Genomic DNA, 16,122 nt, shown 5'->3' on the forward strand with positions numbered 1-16,122 from the left:
CCCGATGGACGAGGGCCCCGTCGGCCAGCGCGTTCACCGACGGACCCCCGACGAGCTGTTCGCGCTCCTCGGGACGGGCCACCCGGACGTCGTCCGGCGAGTCCGCGAGCGGCGCGAGCTCGGGAGCTGCCGCTGTCGTGGGAGTCGGGGACGCGGTCGCCGTCGGGGACGGGTCGGTCGCGACCTGCCCGGCGCCGGCGCGGGCGTCCCCCGGCAGCGAGGCCCAGCCGACGCCGCCGACGACCAGGACGGCCGCCAGCGAGACCGCCGAGGCGGCGAGCCGACGACGGCGTACGGCCGCCCGCCCGGCGGCGACGTAGGTCGCCGGAGGCGGCGGGGTCGGCCCCTCGCCGAACGACCGCTCGATCTCGTCCGCCCACATGTCGTCCGCCCACATCTGGTCTGCTCGCGCGCTGCCCATCTCCGGTGTCCTCTCCCCGTCCGACCTCGTCACCGGGAGTACGGGGCGCGGGGTGTGATCGGTTGTCAGCCCTGCTCGGGCATCAACATCGCCAGCGCGGCGCGGCCCCGGGTCGCGTGCCGCAGGACCATCGAGGTGTCGATGCCGAGCAGGCCGGCCACCTCGTCGGTCGGCAGGTCGAGCCAGTCGTGGAGCACGAGCACCTTGCGCTGGACGGCGGGCAACGACTGAAGGCCGTCGAAGATGAGTGACTGGTCCTCGACGGGGAAGTCGACGGCGCGGTCCTCCCGGCAGCTGCGCGGGCTCGGCGACTCGTGGACATCGAGGCGGGCCAGGGCCCGGTGGACGAACGCGTCGGCCTCGGCGGCGCCCGCGAGGTGCGGCCACGCGGCCTCGAGGTGGGCCAGGGTGCGGCGTACGGCGTCCTCGGCCTGCAGCCAGTCGCAGCAGATGGCGTGGGCCACGCGGCGTACGTGCTGCTGACGGTCGAGGAGGTAGGCGGTGAAGCCGTCGGCGTCGCGCAGGTCGCGCCGGGCGCCCCACCTGGACGCCTGGACGCCGGCGACGTAGACGTCGCTGACGTCGTAGCCGTCGAACGACGCGTCGATCTCGTGCACCCAGTCGATGCTGGTGGTCATGGCGGTTCCCCCTCGCCGGTGCTGCTGGTCCTGAGCGGCGCCGTGGTGACGCCTCGCAGGGGAGACGCAGTGCGCGGCCGTTCGGTTGCGTCGTGGTGGTGACCGGTCCGGTGGATCAGACCTGTGGCGCACGCACCGGCGCCACCCCGTGGCCGTGAAGGTCAGCGCCTGGACGGCTCCTGATCTGCCGTTCGCAGGGAGCGCGGGAGCGACTAGGGTCGGAGACATCCCGAGACGTCCTCCCAAAGGATCCGACATGCCCATCGCCACTCCTGAGGTCTACGCGCAGATGCTGGACGCCGCGAAGGACAAGTCCTTCGCCTACCCGGCCATCAACGTGTCCTCGTCCCAGACCCTCAACGCGGCCCTCAAGGGCTTCGCCGACGCCGGCTCCGACGGCATCATCCAGATCTCGACGGGAGGCGCGGACTACCTGTCCGGCCCGAGCATCAAGAACATGGTCACCGGCTCGGTCGCCTTCGCGGCCTACGCCGCCGAGGTCGCCAAGAACTACCCGGTCAACATCGCGCTGCACACCGACCACTGCCCCAAGGACAAGCTCGACGGCTTCGTCCGCCCGCTGATCGACATCTCCGCCGAGCGCGTCGCCCGCGGCGAGGCCCCGCTCTTCCAGTCGCACATGTGGGACGGCTCGGCCGTGCCGCTGGAGGAGAACCTCCAGATCGCCCAGGAGCTGCTGGAGAAGTGCGCGGCCGCGCACATCATCCTCGAGGTCGAGATCGGCGTCGTCGGTGGCGAGGAGGACGGCGTCGAGGGCGCGATCGACGACAAGCTGTACTCCACCCCCGAGGACGCCCTGGCGACCGTGCGCGCCCTCGGCGTCGGTGAGAAGGGCCGCTACATGACGGCGCTGACCTTCGGCAACGTGCACGGCGTCTACAAGCCCGGCAACGTCAAGCTCCGCCCCGAGATCCTCAAGGCGGCCCAGGAGGCCGTGGTGGGCGAGCTCGGCCTCGACGCCGGTGCCAAGCCCTTCGACCTGGTCTTCCACGGCGGCTCGGGGTCCACCGCCGAGGAGATCGGTGCCGCGGTCGACTACGGCGTCATCAAGATGAACGTCGACACCGACACCCAGTACGCCTTCACCCGTCCGGTGGCGGCGCACATGTTCGCCAACTACGACGGTGTCCTCAAGGTCGACGGCGAGGTCGGCAACAAGAAGGCCTACGACCCCCGCGCCTGGGGCAAGGCGGGCGAGAACGGCATGGCCGCCCGCATCGTCGAGGCGTGCCAGAACCTGCGCTCCGCGGGCACCTCGCTCGAAGCCTGAGTCACCTCAGGCAGCACGAGTCACGTCACGACAACGACGACGGGCCTGCCCCCCACGGCATGCGGGCCCGTCGTCGTTGTCGTCCCCCGGTTCCCCGTTTCCCCCTGGTAGGTGCGCTCTGCGAAGTCCTGGGACGGGAGCGCGCGGCGAGGGGAGCCGACGACGTCGTCGATGGTCTGGAGCACGTGCCTGTCCCCTTCCTCACCGAGCGAGCGATGAGCCGTCGGGGTCCGGGACGGCCGTTGGACCCGAGGCTAGACCTCCGACGCCGTCCTGCCAACCGGTCCGAACACGTCTGAGTAGGGTCTCGACAGTGGGGCTGGTGCGTCCCCGCGGACCGGGAGGCTGGACCGTCATGGTGTCGGACGACCCGGTGCACCCGCCCGAGGGCGGACTTCTTCCGAGCGGTCGGCGCGCCCAGGCCCTGGTGGCCGCAGCCCGGACCGACGCGGGCCTGACCGGCGTCGCCGCCGACCTGCAGCGCGTGTGCCGCGCCGCGGTGACCGGCCTGCCCGTGGACGGTGCCGTCATCCACGTCGTGCCCGGGCCTGAGGCCGCGGGCGTCGCCGCCGCTTCGGACGCCCGTTGGCGGCAGGTGGGCGAGACCGCCTTCACCCTGGGGGAGGCACCGTGCCTGGACGCCGCCCGCACCCTGCGACCGGTGCTGGTGGCCGACCTCGCGCGCGACCTCCGGCGCTGGCCGGCCTACGCCGGTGCGCTCGCGGGGCACCGGGTCGCCGCCGTGTTCTCCCTGCCCCTCCAGGTCGGTGCCGTCACCTTCGGCGTCCTCGACCTGTACGCCGCCACGCCCGGCGGCCTCGCGCCGCCCGACCTGGCCCTGGCGCTCGCGCTGGCCCGGGTGGCCGTCGCGAGCGTGATGGCCGGTGCCGAGAGTGATGGACAGTCCGTGGGGGCGTCGCCGGACCTGGTGTCCGAGCTGGCGTCGGGCCTGGACGCCGCCCTGGGTCGGGCCGAGGTGTACCAGGCGCAGGGCATGGTGATGGTCCTGCTGGATGTCAGCCTGGGCGAGGCCATGGTGCTGATCCGGGCGCGTGCCTTCACGCTCGACCGCCCGTTGGCAGACCTGGCACGAGACGTCGTTTCGGGCGTGGTGGATCCGAGGAGATGGGGAGATGATCCCTTGTGAGCACGCACGTCGTGATGGATCGAAGGCACAGCGGGGAGAGTGGGACGTGATGATCGCTTCGGAACGCCTGGCACACGTGTTCGTCGAGGTGGCCGACAGCCTCGTCGCGGACTTCGACCTCATCGACTTCCTGCACACGGTCGCGGCCCACGCCGCCGACCTGAGCGGTGGGACGGCCGTAGGCCTCGTGCTCGCGGACGAGGAGGGGCGTCTGCACCACGTGGGGTCCTCCCACCAGAGTGCGACGTTGCTCGAGCTGGTCCAGCTCCAGGACGAGGAGGGTCCGTGCCGCGACTGCTACCTCACCGGCGCGGCCGTGGTCGAGGCCGACCTCACCCAGGCCCTCGAGCGGTGGCCGTCCTTCGCCCCGAAGGCTGTCGAAGCCGGGATCCAGTCGGTCCACGCCTTCCCGATGCGGCTGCGCGACCGGGTGATCGGGGCGCTCAACGTCTTCGGGCGGGACCGGAGCGGCCTCACCGTCGAGGTGGTGGGGGTGGTGCAGGCGCTCGCCGACGTCGCCACGATCGCACTCATCCAGGAGCAGGCGATCTCTCGCGCGGACGTGGTCAACGAGCAGCTCCAGGCCGCCCTCAACAACAGGGTGGCCATCGAGCAGGCCAAGGGTGCGGTCGCCGCGTCGCTGGGCGTCAGCGTGGCCACGGCCTTCGACCTCATGCGTCGGCACGCACGCTCGGCCCGGGTGCCGCTCACCGAGTATGCCGTCCTCCTGCTCCAGCACCCCGAGCAGATCGCGGAGCTGGAGCAGGAGGTCTGATCGGCGCTGGACTCAGACGGCGCCGGCGTTGCCCGGGATGTCGTCCGCGTCCCCGTACGCGTCCTCGTGCGTGTCGTGCTCGACGAGGTCCTTCTGCACCCGCGGGTCGTCGGCGTCGGCCACGTAGTCGAACGCGACGGTCTCGTCCTGGCCGTTCGACACCTTGGTGGCGTTGAGGATCGCGCTGAGCACGACCGCGATGACCAGGTTGAGAGCGAAGGCCGTCATCGCGATGTAGCCCATCTGCTCCAGGCCGGGGATCATCGCGAGGGAGCCGCCGAAGTGCTTCCCGGTGGCCGGGTTGACGACCTTGTAGGCCTCGACGGTGCCGTAGACCATCGCGACCGCCCAGCCGGCGAGCAGCGCGTAGCGGTGGAACCAGCGGGTGTACAGGCTGAACACCACGGCCGGGAAGGTCTGGAGGATCCAGATGCCGCCGAGGAGCTGGAAGTTGATGGCGTTCTGCTTGTCCAGCGTCAGCACGAAGACCAGCGCGAAGGCCTTGACCACCAGTGACATCAGCTTGGAGACCTTGGCCTCCTGGGCCGGGGTCGCGTCGGGTTTGAGCCACTCCTTGTAGATGTTGCGGCTGAAGGTGTTGGCGGCGGCGATCGACATGATCGCGGCCGGCACCAGCGCGCCGATCGCGACCGCGGCGAAGGCGACACCCGCGAACCACGCCGGGAACATGTCCTCGAACAGCTGCGGGATCACCAGCTGCGCGTTGGGCTCCCCGTCCAGCCCGATGGGCTGGGTGCCTGCCGCGATGGCGACCCAGCCGAGCAGGGCCAGCAGGCCGAGCACGAACGAGTAGGCCGGCAGGATCGCGGCGTTGCGCCGGATCGTGTTGCGGCTGTTGGACGACAGCGACGCGGTCACCGAGTGCGGGTACATGAACAGCGCGAGCGCCGAGCCGAGCGCGAGGGTGGCGTACGCCCAGCCCTGGCCGACGCCGGGGATGAACGCGCCGGTCGGCTTGCCGGTGGCCTCGTTGGTGGTCGCCATCTTGTCCTGTGCGGCACCGAAGATCGCGTCCCAGCCGCCGACCTGGCCGGGCAGGTAGATCACCGCGACAATGATGACGAGGTAGATCAGGATGTCCTTGACGAACGCGATGACCGCGGGCGCCCGCAGGCCGCTCGAGTAGGTGTAGGCCGCCAGCAGCGCGAAGGCGATGAACAGCGGCAGGTCCTTGGCGATGATGTTGTCGCCGCCGCCCACGCCGGCCACCTCGAGGACCGCCTGGATGCCGACGAGCTGCAGCGCGATGTACGGCATCGTCGCGACGAAGCCGGTGACGGCGACCGCGAGCGACAACGCGCGGGAGTTGTAGCGCCCGCGCACGAAGTCGGCGGTGGTGACGTAGCCGTGGCGGTGGCTGACCGACCACAGCCGGGCCATGAAGATGAAGATGATCGGGTAGAGCACGATCGTGTACGGCACCGCGAAGAACCCCGCCACCGCACCGGTGGCGAACATCGCCGCCGGCACCGCGACGAAGGTGTACGCCGTGTAGAGGTCGCCGCCCAGCAGGAACCAGGTCACCCAGGTGCCGAACTTGCGGCCCCCGAGGCCCCACTCGTCGAGGGACTCCATCGAGTCCGCCCGCTGGAAGCGCGACGCCATGAAGCCCGCGACCGTGACGATCAGGAACAGCACGATCAACACCGCCAGTGCGACGCCGTTGACGCCGGTGTCGGCCGCCATCACGGCCACCTGCGCGCTCATCGGTCGGCCTTGGGGGTGCGAGGCGGGCGAGCGGACAGGGTGAGCTTGTAGGCCGTCCAGGTCAGGCCGGAGCACAGGAAGACCCAGAGGAACTGGTACCAGAAGAAGAACGGGAAGCCGAAGAGCTCCGGGTCGGTCTTCGCGTACGACGGCACCCACATCAGGGCGATGATCGGGATCATCAGCAGCACGCCGGCGAGCGCCATCCTGCCGCGGTTCGTGGGTGGGATTTCAGGGGTGGCGCCCGGCTGGGGGCGCGACGGAGGGGGGTTCTGCCCGAGTGTCATGCGCGGGAGGTTACTCCCCGTGACTCACTTCACACCACGCCCCCGACCCGGGTCACAGCAGGGCGTCGGCCGCCGCGGGGCTCGAGTCGCGCAGGAAGCCCGAGCAGCGCTCCCACTCCTCGGTCTCGCCGATCGCGCGGGCGCTGAGGGCGAGCAGGGCCAGGGACCGCAGGAAGCCGCGGTTGGGCTCGTGCTCCCACGGCACCGGGCCGTGGCCCTTCCACCCGTTGCGGCGCAGCATGTCGAGCGACCGGTGGTAGCCGACGCGGGAGTAGGCGTAGACGGTGACGTCGTCGGCGCCGGCCTCCTGGGCCTGGAGTGCGAGGGCGGCCCACGCGGCCGGGGAGGCGGGGTGGCGGCGCACGACGGTGGCCGGCGCGTCGCCGCCGGCGAGCTCGGCGTCGGCCGGGTCCGCGGGGAGGTGGGTGGGCGGGGGGCCGGCCATCAGGTCGCCGCCCGTGAAGGGACCAGTACTCATGCGACTAGCCTCCCACGCCGGTCGTGGGGCGCTCGACGCCGGTGAGCACCCGTTGCGTCTCGGCGAGGTGCTGCCAGATCTCCCGCTCGGTGGCGTCGGGGTCACCACTTGCCATCGCCGCCAGGATGGCGCGGTGCTCTCGGACGACGCTCTCCCGCTGGAGCCCGTGGCGGCGGGCGGCGGTGATGCCGAGCAGGACGTGGCGCGCGTGCAGCCCGTCGTACATCCGCTCGAGCAGCGGATTGCCGGCGGCGCGGACCAGCAGCACGTGGAACTCGGCGTCGATGCGCGCGAACTCCTCGTCGGGGTCCTCCGGGCGCAGGGACTCCTGCTCGCGCAACCGTGCTCCCAGGGCGCCGAGCGGGACCGTCCCGGCGGCGAGGCAGTGCCGCGCCGCCCACGTCTCGATCACCCCGCGGGCCTGCAGGATCTGGCGCGTCTGCTCGGGGCTGACGGGGGCGAGGAAGGCGCCGCGGTTGGGCTGGAGCTGGACGAGGTCCTCGGCCGCCAAGCGCAGCAGCGCCTCCCGGACCGGGGTGCGTGAGACGCCGACCGCAGCGGCCACGTCCTGCTCGTTGATGAACGTCCCGACCAGCCCCGGGTCGGTGAGGACCGACGTCCGGAGATACTCATAGGCACGTTCGCGCCCCGATCGTGGGGTGTTCATCCTCGCTTCATAGCAGTCCGGAGGGGTCGCCATGGCCGGTTCGCCCACACGTCCCACCACAGGTTCGCGCACGATCACGGTGGCCGCCGCCCAGGTGCGCAGTGGGACCGACCCCGTCGCCAACCTCCACGATGCCGTCACGGCCGTACGCCGGGCCGCCGACGCGGGCGCTCGTCTGATCGTGCTGCCCGAGGCCACGATGGCCAGCTTCGCCCGCAACCCGGCCCGTTCCGCGGAACCCCTCGACGGTCCGTTCGCCAGCGGCATCCGTGACGCCGCGGCCGCCGCCGGGGTGACGGCGGTGGTGGGGCTCTTCGAGCCGGCCGACGACGGCCGGGTGCACAACACGCTGCTCGTCACGGGGCCGTCCGGCGACGCGACGTACCGCAAGGTCCACCTCTTCGACGCCTTCGACTCCCGGGAGTCCGACACGGTCGCGCCGGGGGAGGGCTACGTCGTCGTGGACGTCGACGGTGGGGACGCCGGACCGGTGCGGGTCGGGCTCGCCACCTGCTACGACGTGCGGTTCGCCGACCAGTTCACCGCGCTCGGCGCCCGGGGGGCCGAGGTCGTCGTGCTGCCGGCATCGTGGGGGGACGGACCCGGCAAGGCCGACCAGTGGGACGTGCTCGTGCGGGCCCGGGCCCTCGACGCCCAGGCCTGGCTCCTCGCGGCCGGGCAGGCGTGGCAGGAACCGGTGCGGGGCGCTCCCCTCGGGGTCGGCCGAAGTGCCCTGGTCGACCCGCTCGGGGCCGTGCGCCAGCGGCTCGACGCGGACCCGGGGCTGCTCGTCGGCGAGGTGGACCTCGACCTGGTCGCCCGGGTCAGGTCGCGCATCCCCGTGCTGCCCTGACCCGCAGGGGACATCGGCGGTCCGTCAGGAGCCCGCCCCGAGCAGGGTCCGGACCGTGTCGTGCCCGAGCGCCACGACGAGGGTGGGCAGCCGCGGCCCGCGGTCGGCCGACACCAGCAGGTTGTAGAGCAGCCGGAAGAAGTCCTTCTGGTCGGCCTTGACCTGCTCGGTCGGGGCGTCCTCGAAGCCGAGGCCGCGCGCCACCTTGGGCACGCCGTAGACGACGGCGGTCACCTCGTCGAGGTCCATGGAGGCGGGCAGGCGGTCCAGGAAGATCCGCAGCCACAGCTCCTCGTCCTCGCTGAGCGAGGCGAGCCGCTCGGCGTCCGGGGTCTCGCGCACGGTGGTGCGCTCGTCCTCGGGCAGCGCCGCGGTCCACGCCATCGCCCGGTCGAGCCGCGGCTGGAGGTCGTCGACGGACGCGTGCGCGTGACCGACGTCGCCGACGATGCGGCTGATCTGGTCGCGGGACCCGGCCGTCACGTCGGCGACCGAGGAGAGCACCCGGAACGGCACGACCACGGCCGGCGTGGGCAGCCGGCCGGCCGCGTGCGTGGACGACGCGCGCTCGAAGGCGAGCACGTGGGCGTCGCGCTTGGCGGGGTCGGCGGCCTTGCGGCCCAGGGCGTCCCACTCGTCGTACAGGCGCACGACCTCGGGACCGAAGTCGATGGTGAAGGCCTGCTTGGGCGCGCGGCGGGTGTAGAGCCAGCGCACCATCGGCGCCTCGAGGATCTCCAGCGCGTCGGCCGGGGTGGGGACGCCGCCGCTCGACGACGACATCTTCTGCATGCCGGCGATGCCGACGAACGCGTAGGTCACCCGCGCGGGGGCCTCCCAGCCGAAGACGGAGGACACCAGCTCCTGGCCCACGGTGTACGACGACCCGGGCGTCATGTGGTCGAGGCCGGCGGGCTCGAAGTCGACCTTCTCCCAGGCCCAGCGCATCGGCCAGTCGACCTTCCAGACGAGCTTGCCCTCGTCCTGCGTGGCGACGTTGGTGACGCCCGAGTGGCCGCACTCGCGGCAGGTGTAGGCGAGGTCGGTGGTCTCGTCGTCGTACGCCGTGACGTCGGTGGTGTCGCGCCCGCAGGTGGCGCACCACGGCTTGTAGGGGAACCGGGCCCACGGACTGGTAGAGCTGCCGGCCTCGTTGGCGTCGTCCTCGTCGTTGGCGACGGACTCGGCCAGCTCGGCGGCCTCCTCCTCGGTCTCCGCGGCCGGGGCGGCCTTGGTGCGGTAGCGCCCCAGCACCTCCTCGATCCGGTCGCGGTGGCGGATGGCGTGCAGGATCTGCTCGCGGTAGGTGCCCGCCCGGTACATCTCCGTCTGGCTGATCTCGTCCATCTCCACGCCCAGCTCGGCGAGGGAGGTCCGGAGCGGCTCCTTGAAGTGCTCGGCCCACGACGGGTGGCAGCCCCACGGGTCGGGGACGGCCGAGAGCGGGCGGCCGATGTGGTCGGCCCACTCGGCGGGCACGCCGGCCGGCACCTTGCGGAATCGGTCGTAGTCGTCCCAGCTGTGCAGGTGGCGGGTCTCGACGCCGCGGCGGCGCAGCTCCTCGGCGACGAAGTGCGGCGTGAGGAACTCCCGCAGGTTGCCCAGGTGGATCGGCCCGGAGGGACTGGCGCCCGAGGCGACGGTGACCTTGTTCCCCTCGCCCGCGTGCCGGATCGCGTCGTCGGCGGCGCGGGTCACCCAGTCGATGGGCTCTCCCTGCTGTCCGCCCTGCCGTCCACCACGTGCCATGGCCGCAGATTATCGGCCGCCCGCACGACCGGCCCGACGAGGGGCCGACGAGGGGCCGACGAGGGTCCGGAAATGACAAGGGCGCCGAAGTCGTCCCCTGCGGCGACTTCGACGCCCACGCTCCCCGAGGGGAGCAGTCCGGGCCGCACCCCCGCGCGGCACCGGTAGAAGTATCGCCGTGGCCGCTGCCTGCCACGTGGCTCGCGGGTGCCGGTGGCACTAACCTGCCACCGTGGTCACCAACAGCCCGTCCTCCGCCCTGTCCGCCCTGGGCCTCGACCGTGCGGCCGAGCAGCTCTACTTCCGGGTCGCCCCGGCGTCCGGGCACACCCTGCAGGGGATGGCGCGACTGGTCCACGAGACGCCTCGCAGCCTGCTCCACGACCTGGCCCCGCTGATGGAGCTGGGGCTGGTCGAGCTGCAGGACGACCGGGTGATGGTGCCGCCCATGGCGCTGGCCGTGGCGGAGCTGGTCCGGCGCGAGTCGCGTCGGGCCGCGACGTCGCACGACCGGCTGGCCGCGCTGGCCGGGGTCGTGCCCCACCTCGTGGCCGCCACCACCCGCCCCGACGAGCGCGACCTGGCCGACGTACGTCCCCTCGACGGCGAGCTGAGCTCGGGCGGCAACCCGCTCGAGCTGATCGGCCAGATGCTGCGGACCAGCCGCGGCGACATGCTCTGGCTGCGTCCGGACGCGTGGGCGATGCCGCGCGAGTCGGCCGTGAGCCAGCTGCTCGCCGAGGCCATGGCGACCGGGCGCCGATCGCGCGCGATCTACCCGATCCGGGCCCTCTCCGAGGCGCCCGAGGCGCTGCGGGCGCGGGCCCGGGTGGGCGAGCAGGTCCGGGTCATCTCCGAGGTCCCGACCCGGATGTTCATCCTCGGGGACGCGCACGCCGTCCTGCCGGAGCCGCTCGGCTTCGCCGACGAGCCCCGCGTGCACGTGCGCCAGCGCTCCGTGGTCGCCGCGCTGACGCTGTGGTTCGACTCGATCTGGGCGCGGGCCTCGCCGGTGCCCGAGCTCGACGGGGGCTCGGCGCGCCCCGACCTGCGCCGGTTCCTGCTGGAGCAGCTGGTGGCCGGCGCCACCGACGAGATGATCTCCCGCAAGCTCGGCCTCAGCCTGCGGACCGTCCGTCGTCGCATCGCCTCACTGATGTCCGACCTGGGAGTGGACACCCGCTTCCAGGCGGGCGTCGAGGCCAGCCGTCGGGGCTGGATCTAGCCGGCTGCGGCGGGGGAGCACCCCCCGGGTGGTCTTCCCACCCCTGCGGATGGATCCGGCAACGAAAAGTGCGATCCGTCGTAACCTCCGGCTCCGCCGGCCCGTTGACGGGGTCCGCACCCACCCTTGCCGGACGCTTCGAGGAGACCGCATGAGCACGCACGAGTCCACCCCCCTGACCGCTGAGGAGCTGGCCGGCGAGGGTGTGACCGCGCTTCCCGACAAGGAGGTCGTGTCGATCCTCGACCTGGCCGCCGACGTCGACCTGGCCATCGACGGTGCCGCTCCCATCGACCTGGCCGTGGCCCTCAACGCCAACGTGGTCGCCCCCATCGACGCGGCGGTGAGCGCCAACGTGCTGAGCGACAACTCCTCGGCGCAGGCCCTGTCCGACCAGGGCGTCCAGGTGACGCAGACGGTGGACGCCGACGCCGTGGCCACCGGCATCCAGGACAGCACCATCGACCAGGGCGACACCACCGAGGGCGGGACCTCCACCGCGACCGGCGGCACGGACGGCACCGGCGACGGCATCCTCGACGCGTCGACGGCCACCGGCGACGCCACCCAGCCCGCCGCCGAGCCCGCAGCCCAGACCACCGGCACGGACGGCCTCGCCGGCACCGACGACCTCGCCGCGGTGGCCGGTGCGCCCGTGGACGGCAGCGTCGTCGTGGATTCCACCGGCGCCGTCATCGGCACGCTCGACGGGGCCACCGGCAACGTCGTCGCACCCGACGGCACCGTCGTGGGGACGCTCAACGAGGCCACGGGTGAGGTCCTCGACACCGCGGGCAACGTCGTCGGCACAGTGGGCCAGGTCCTCGACGACGCCACCGACACCGTCGGCGGCCTGGACACCGGCGACCTGCTCGACGGCAACCTGCTCAACGTGGACGTCAACGTCGACCTCGACGCCGACCTGGCCGCGCCGATCAACGGCGCGGTCGCGGCGAACGCCAACGTCGCGGCGCCCATCGACGCCTCCGTGGCCGCCAACATCCTCTCCGACAACTCGGAGGCGGTCGCGATCGCCCAGCAGGACGCGATCATCACCCAGTCGGTCACCGGAGGCGCTGAGGCGACCTCCGACCAGGTGTCCGACATCGACCAGTCGTCCGTCGAGCCGGTCGACACCGACACGGCGTCGACCGACGACCCGGCGACGACCGACCCGGCGGCGACCGACCCGGCGGCGACCGAGCCTGTCGAGCCCGGGGCCGCGACCGACGTGACCGGCACCTCGACGGTCGAGCAGTCGGCCACCGGGCCCGCCGGCAGCTCCATGCGGTGACGACCCTGGTCGACGGGCCCGTCCGCGTCGACGGCGTCCAGCTCATCGGGGAGATGGTGGGGTCCGGCTACCGGACCCCGCCCGCCCTCGTACGACGCAACGACGGGCAGGTCCTCCAGCTCACGCCGCTGCTCTACCTGGTCCTCGAGGCATCGGACGGCGGCCGTGGCTGGGACGAGGTCGCCGAGGAGGTCGGCGCGAGGATGCAGCGACGCGTCTCCGCGGACGATGTACGGACCCTGGTGGACGGCCACCTGCGCCCGCTGGGGCTGGTGCGGCCGGCCGACGGCTCCGAGCCGGAGCTGCGACGCTCCAACCCCCTGCTGGCCCTCAAGCTCAAGGTGTCCGTCACCGATCCGCGGACGACCCATCGGCTCACCGACCCCTTCCGCGTCCTGTTCCGGCCGGTCGTCGCCGCCGTGGTGGTCCTCGCCTTCGCGGCCGTCCTGATCTGGGTCTTCTTCGAGCGCGGCCTCGGTGCGTCGGCCTACGACGCCTTCGACCGTCCCCACCTGCTCCTGCTCGTCTTCGTGATGACAGTCCTGTCCGGCGGCTTCCACGAGTTCGGCCACGCGGCCGCGGCCCGCTACAGCGGTGCCGAGCCCGGTGTCATGGGGGCGGGGCTCTACCTCGTCTGGCCGGCGTTCTACACCGACGTCACCGACAGCTACCGCCTCGGCCGGGCCGGGCGGATCCGCACCGACCTGGGCGGCCTCTACTTCAACGCCATCGTCGCGGTCCTCACCTTCGGGTGGTGGTGGGTCTCGGGCTGGGAGGCACTGCTGCTGCTCGTCGCGACCCAGGTGCTGCAGATGGTCCAGCAGCTGCTGCCGCTGCTCCGTTTCGACGGCTACCACCTGCTGGCAGACCTCGCCGGCGTGCCCGATCTCTACCAGCGCATCCGTCCCACGCTCCTGGGACTCCTCCCGCACCGGTGGAGCTCGCCGGAGAACCGTGTCCTGACCCCCTGGGCCCGCGTCGTGATCACCCTGTGGGTGCTGGTCACCGTCCCGCTCATGGGACTGATGCTCTACGCCCTGGTCACCGCGGTGCCGCGCATGCTGGGCAGCGCGGGCTCGGCCGTCCGCGCGGACACCGAGGAGCTCGGCGCGGCCTGGTCGACCGGCACCCCGATCGACGTCGCGGCCCACGTGCTGCAGGTGCTCTCCGTCGTGCTGCCCGTCGTGGCGTGCGCCCTGATCCTGGGACGCATGGGGCTGCGCTGGTTCCGCGGCCTCGCCGGGTGGAGCCGCGGGTCGGCGCCCAAGCGGGTGCTGGCGGCGGCGCTGAGCACCGTGATGCTGACCGGTCTCGCCTGGGCGTGGTGGCCCGCACCGGACACCTACCGCCCCATCGAGCCCGACGAGCGCGGTCTCCTCACCACCCTGCTGCAGGACGCGCCGGCCGCCGGGCTTGCCCGGGCCGCCGCGGACCTCCCCGAGGACGACGGCCCGCCACCGGGGACCGCGGCCCGCAAGCGCCTCTCGGACGGACGCCCACTCGTGGCCATGCTCCCCGAGGGCGGCACCGTGCCGACCAAGGACGACCCCGAGCTCGCGATGGTGCTGGTGCCGACCAGCGACGGGGCGGGGGAGGAACCCGGCACCGACACCGGCGCGGAGCAGGACACCCCGATCGCCGGGGAGCCGACCGACGTGGCCACCGACGGGACGGACTCGGCCCCCGACGATGTCGAGGAGGTGCCCGCGACGGACGGGGCCGTCCCCGACGACGACACCTGGGTGATGCCCTTCGACAAGCCGCTGGCGCCCGAGGAGGGCGACAACCAGGCCCTCGCGGTCAACACCACCGACGGCTCGGTCACCTACGACCTCGCGTTCGCGCTGATCTGGGCGGACGGCGACGAGGTCTACAACGGCAACGAGGCACACGCCTACGCGTCCTGCTCGGACTGCGTCGCGGTCGCCGTGGCGTTCCAGGTGGTTCTCATCAGCGAGGACGCGCAGGTCGTCGTACCCCAGAACCTCGCCGTGGCCGCCAACTACGACTGCTACCAGTGCATCACCGCCGCGATCGCCAACCAGCTGGTCCTGACGGTCCCCGGCGAGCCCGGCGAGGCACAGCTCCGGGCGCTGGGGGAGGTCTGGGGCCGCCTGCTCGAGTTCGCGCAGGGGATCACCGGCTACACCCTCACCGAGATCGACGCGCAGCTCGAGGCGTTCAAGGCCGAGATCGTCGGCATCCTGGGCGAGGCCCCGGTCATCGAGCCGGCGCCGTCGGCCACGACCTCGCCCGGCGAGAGCCCGAGCGAATCCGAGTCGCCCTCGACCACACCGTCCGTGCCGTCGTCCACGCCCTCGCCGACGCCGTCGACCACCCCCACCACGCCGGCGCCGACCACGACCACGCCTTCCGCGCCGACGTCGTCCACGCCGCCCGCTCCGACCACCAGCTCCACCACGACGTCGCCGTCGACGACGGGCACCACCACGTCCCCCGGCACGACGTCGTCGACCACGTCGCCGAGCGCGTCCTCCAGCGCGTCCCCGAGCACCAGCACGTCGAGCGCCTCACCGTCCCCGTCGTCGACGACCTCCGGGGCGGTGTCGCCCTCGGCCGGCGCGACCCCGTGAGGGGAGGGGTCAGCGGGGCAGGACCATCTTGTACGCCGCCCGCTCGATGCGCCACGTGCGGCTGCGCTCGGGGCCGTAGATCTCGCCGTCCGCGGAGACCCAGAACTCCTCGCCGGTGACCGAGACGGTCGAGCCGCGCAGGCTCACGACGTCGTCGCGCTCCTGGTGCTCGCCCTTGCGCAGCTGGGCGACGTAGCCGAGCTTGGCGCGGGGGCTGATCGCGCGGCTGATCATCACGTCGAGCCGGCCGTCCTCGGGGTCGGCGTCCGGGGTGACCTCGGTGCCGCCGCCGACGTTGGCGCCGTTGCCGATGGCGACCATCAGCACCGGCTGGTCGACGTCGTTGACGACCGTGCCGTCGACCTCGACGCGCAGCCGGCGGTGCGGCGGGTGGAAGGCGGCGAGCAGCGCGCCGATGGGGTAGCCGAGCTTGCCGATGTTGACCTTGCCGACGCCGATCGAGCCGAGGCGCTGCTTCCACTTGTGGCCCTTGCGGCTGGCCTGGGCGCCGGTGCCGACGTGCACGTTGTTGACGACCACGGAGCCGGTCTCGTCGACGATGAGGTCGACCGGGCGGGGCTCGCCCTCGAGCACGAGCCGGGCCGCGTCCTCGATGGGGAGGGGGATGCCGGTGCCCCGGGCGAAGTCGTTGCCGGTGCCGAGCGGGAGCAGGGCCAGGGTGCGGTCGGCGAGCTCGTGGCGCTTGTGCAGCGCCGCGACCACCGCGTGGAGGCTGCCGTCGCCGCCGGCGACCACGATCCGTCGGGACCCCGCCCGGTGCAGCACGCCGTCGAGCTCCCCGGGGTTGGAGGTCGCGGCCACCTCGACCGACGTCTGCTCGCGCAGGATGGTCAGGGCGAGGTCCAGGGTCTCCTGGTCGGAGGTGCCGGCCTCGGCGTTGGTGATCACGAGCATCGGGTCCACGGCTGGACAGTAGTCGACCCCCCGTCGCGGCCGTGCGGGCACGATCGGGTC

At 72.6% G+C, this 16,122-nt stretch carries 15 protein-coding genes; 7 read left to right on the top strand and 8 right to left on the bottom strand.

What is annotated here, in order from left to right:
- Both AC1DQF_RS02780 and AC1DQF_RS02785 read right to left on the bottom strand, forming a co-directional pair.
- Window positions 1–421, bottom strand: a 421-nt coding sequence (locus AC1DQF_RS02780; RefSeq protein WP_477523685.1) for a hypothetical protein, incomplete at its 3' end; no start/stop codon positions are given.
- Between the two features lie 65 nt (window positions 422–486).
- On the bottom strand, window positions 487–1,059 hold the full coding sequence (locus tag AC1DQF_RS02785; protein WP_477523686.1) for a sigma factor-like helix-turn-helix DNA-binding protein: 573 nt from the start codon (window positions 1,057–1,059) through the stop codon (window positions 487–489).
- A 256-nt stretch (window positions 1,060–1,315) separates the two neighbouring features.
- Here AC1DQF_RS02785 and fbaA point away from each other — a divergent pair, with 256 nt between their 5' ends.
- The 3 genes from fbaA to AC1DQF_RS02800 all read left to right on the top strand — a co-directional run bounded on the left by fbaA (window position 1,316) and on the right by AC1DQF_RS02800 (window position 4,272).
- The gene (gene fbaA / locus AC1DQF_RS02790) at window positions 1,316–2,350 is read left to right on the top strand and encodes a class II fructose-bisphosphate aldolase (RefSeq protein WP_477523687.1); all 1,035 of its coding nucleotides are present in this window, start codon (window positions 1,316–1,318) and stop codon (window positions 2,348–2,350) included.
- Window positions 2,351–2,705: 355 nt separating this feature from the next.
- Window positions 2,706–3,497, top strand: coding sequence for a GAF and ANTAR domain-containing protein (locus AC1DQF_RS02795; RefSeq protein WP_477523688.1), 792 nt, complete (start codon window positions 2,706–2,708; stop codon window positions 3,495–3,497).
- Window positions 3,498–3,546: 49 nt separating this feature from the next.
- Window positions 3,547–4,272, top strand: coding sequence for a GAF and ANTAR domain-containing protein (locus tag AC1DQF_RS02800; protein WP_477523756.1), 726 nt, complete (start codon window positions 3,547–3,549; stop codon window positions 4,270–4,272).
- Between the two features lie 12 nt (window positions 4,273–4,284).
- Here AC1DQF_RS02800 and mctP read toward each other — a convergent pair whose 3' ends face one another.
- The 4 genes from mctP to AC1DQF_RS02820 are packed head-to-tail and all read right to left on the bottom strand — an operon-like array spanning window position 4,285 to window position 7,432.
- Complete coding sequence (mctP, locus tag AC1DQF_RS02805) at window positions 4,285–6,000, bottom strand: monocarboxylate uptake permease MctP (RefSeq protein WP_477523689.1); 1,716 nt, start codon at window positions 5,998–6,000, stop codon at window positions 4,285–4,287.
- A complete protein-coding gene (locus tag AC1DQF_RS02810; RefSeq protein ID WP_477523690.1) occupies window positions 5,997–6,287 on the bottom strand; it encodes a DUF3311 domain-containing protein in 291 nt (96 codons plus the stop codon). Before AC1DQF_RS02810 ends, mctP begins: the two co-directional genes overlap by 4 nt.
- A gap of 52 nt (window positions 6,288–6,339) precedes the next feature.
- The gene (locus AC1DQF_RS02815; RefSeq protein ID WP_477523691.1) at window positions 6,340–6,765 is read right to left on the bottom strand and encodes a DUF3151 domain-containing protein; all 426 of its coding nucleotides are present in this window, start codon (window positions 6,763–6,765) and stop codon (window positions 6,340–6,342) included.
- 4 nt (window positions 6,766–6,769) lie between these two features.
- Complete coding sequence (locus tag AC1DQF_RS02820; protein ID WP_477523692.1) at window positions 6,770–7,432, bottom strand: GntR family transcriptional regulator; 663 nt, start codon at window positions 7,430–7,432, stop codon at window positions 6,770–6,772.
- Between the two features lie 31 nt (window positions 7,433–7,463).
- On the opposite strand from AC1DQF_RS02820, the gene AC1DQF_RS02825 reads away from it, so the two are divergent.
- A complete protein-coding gene (locus tag AC1DQF_RS02825; RefSeq protein ID WP_477523693.1) occupies window positions 7,464–8,285 on the top strand; it encodes a nitrilase-related carbon-nitrogen hydrolase in 822 nt (273 codons plus the stop codon).
- Between the two features lie 24 nt (window positions 8,286–8,309).
- Here AC1DQF_RS02825 and lysS read toward each other — a convergent pair whose 3' ends face one another.
- The gene (lysS, locus tag AC1DQF_RS02830) at window positions 8,310–10,034 is read right to left on the bottom strand and encodes a lysine--tRNA ligase (protein WP_477523694.1); all 1,725 of its coding nucleotides are present in this window, start codon (window positions 10,032–10,034) and stop codon (window positions 8,310–8,312) included.
- 232 nt (window positions 10,035–10,266) lie between these two features.
- On the opposite strand from lysS, the gene AC1DQF_RS02835 reads away from it, so the two are divergent.
- The 3 genes from AC1DQF_RS02835 (at window position 10,267) to AC1DQF_RS02845 (ending at window position 15,147) form a co-directional block, all read left to right on the top strand.
- Window positions 10,267–11,259 carry a helix-turn-helix transcriptional regulator gene (locus tag AC1DQF_RS02835; RefSeq protein WP_477523695.1) on the top strand — a complete coding sequence of 331 codons (993 nt, stop codon included), beginning with the start codon at window positions 10,267–10,269 and terminating at the stop codon, window positions 11,257–11,259.
- A 151-nt stretch (window positions 11,260–11,410) separates the two neighbouring features.
- Window positions 11,411–12,553: a hypothetical protein gene (locus AC1DQF_RS02840; RefSeq protein WP_477523696.1), complete on the top strand. Its 1,143-nt coding sequence runs from the start codon at window positions 11,411–11,413 to the stop codon at window positions 12,551–12,553.
- A complete protein-coding gene (locus AC1DQF_RS02845; RefSeq protein ID WP_477523697.1) occupies window positions 12,550–15,147 on the top strand; it encodes a zinc metalloprotease in 2,598 nt (865 codons plus the stop codon). The genes AC1DQF_RS02840 and AC1DQF_RS02845 overlap by 4 nt, the downstream gene beginning before the upstream one ends.
- Before the next feature lie 9 nt (window positions 15,148–15,156).
- Here AC1DQF_RS02845 and AC1DQF_RS02850 read toward each other — a convergent pair whose 3' ends face one another.
- Window positions 15,157–16,062 carry a diacylglycerol/lipid kinase family protein gene (locus tag AC1DQF_RS02850; RefSeq protein ID WP_477523757.1) on the bottom strand — a complete coding sequence of 302 codons (906 nt, stop codon included), beginning with the start codon at window positions 16,060–16,062 and terminating at the stop codon, window positions 15,157–15,159.
- Window positions 16,063–16,122: the final 60 nt, after the last annotated feature.

This window comes from Nocardioides sp. P4_G4, from assembly GCF_056401085.1.

Bases quoted from the DNA above. Each gene is read 5' to 3' on its own strand.
- AC1DQF_RS02785 (WP_477523686.1), bottom strand. From the start codon at position 1,059: ATGACCACCAGCATCGACTGGGTGCACGAGATCGACGCGTCGTTCGAC.
- fbaA (WP_477523687.1), top strand. From the start codon at position 1,316: ATGCCCATCGCCACTCCTGAGGTCTACGCGCAGATGCTGGACGCCGCG.
- AC1DQF_RS02795 (WP_477523688.1), top strand. From the start codon at position 2,706: ATGGTGTCGGACGACCCGGTGCACCCGCCCGAGGGCGGACTTCTTCCG.
- AC1DQF_RS02800 (WP_477523756.1), top strand. From the start codon at position 3,547: ATGATCGCTTCGGAACGCCTGGCACACGTGTTCGTCGAGGTGGCCGAC.
- mctP (WP_477523689.1), bottom strand. From the start codon at position 6,000: ATGAGCGCGCAGGTGGCCGTGATGGCGGCCGACACCGGCGTCAACGGC.
- AC1DQF_RS02810 (WP_477523690.1), bottom strand. From the start codon at position 6,287: ATGACACTCGGGCAGAACCCCCCTCCGTCGCGCCCCCAGCCGGGCGCC.
- AC1DQF_RS02815 (WP_477523691.1), bottom strand. From the start codon at position 6,765: ATGAGTACTGGTCCCTTCACGGGCGGCGACCTGATGGCCGGCCCCCCG.
- AC1DQF_RS02820 (WP_477523692.1), bottom strand. From the start codon at position 7,432: ATGAACACCCCACGATCGGGGCGCGAACGTGCCTATGAGTATCTCCGG.
- AC1DQF_RS02825 (WP_477523693.1), top strand. From the start codon at position 7,464: ATGGCCGGTTCGCCCACACGTCCCACCACAGGTTCGCGCACGATCACG.
- lysS (WP_477523694.1), bottom strand. From the start codon at position 10,034: ATGGCACGTGGTGGACGGCAGGGCGGACAGCAGGGAGAGCCCATCGAC.
- AC1DQF_RS02840 (WP_477523696.1), top strand. From the start codon at position 11,411: ATGAGCACGCACGAGTCCACCCCCCTGACCGCTGAGGAGCTGGCCGGC.
- AC1DQF_RS02850 (WP_477523757.1), bottom strand. From the start codon at position 16,062: ATGCTCGTGATCACCAACGCCGAGGCCGGCACCTCCGACCAGGAGACC.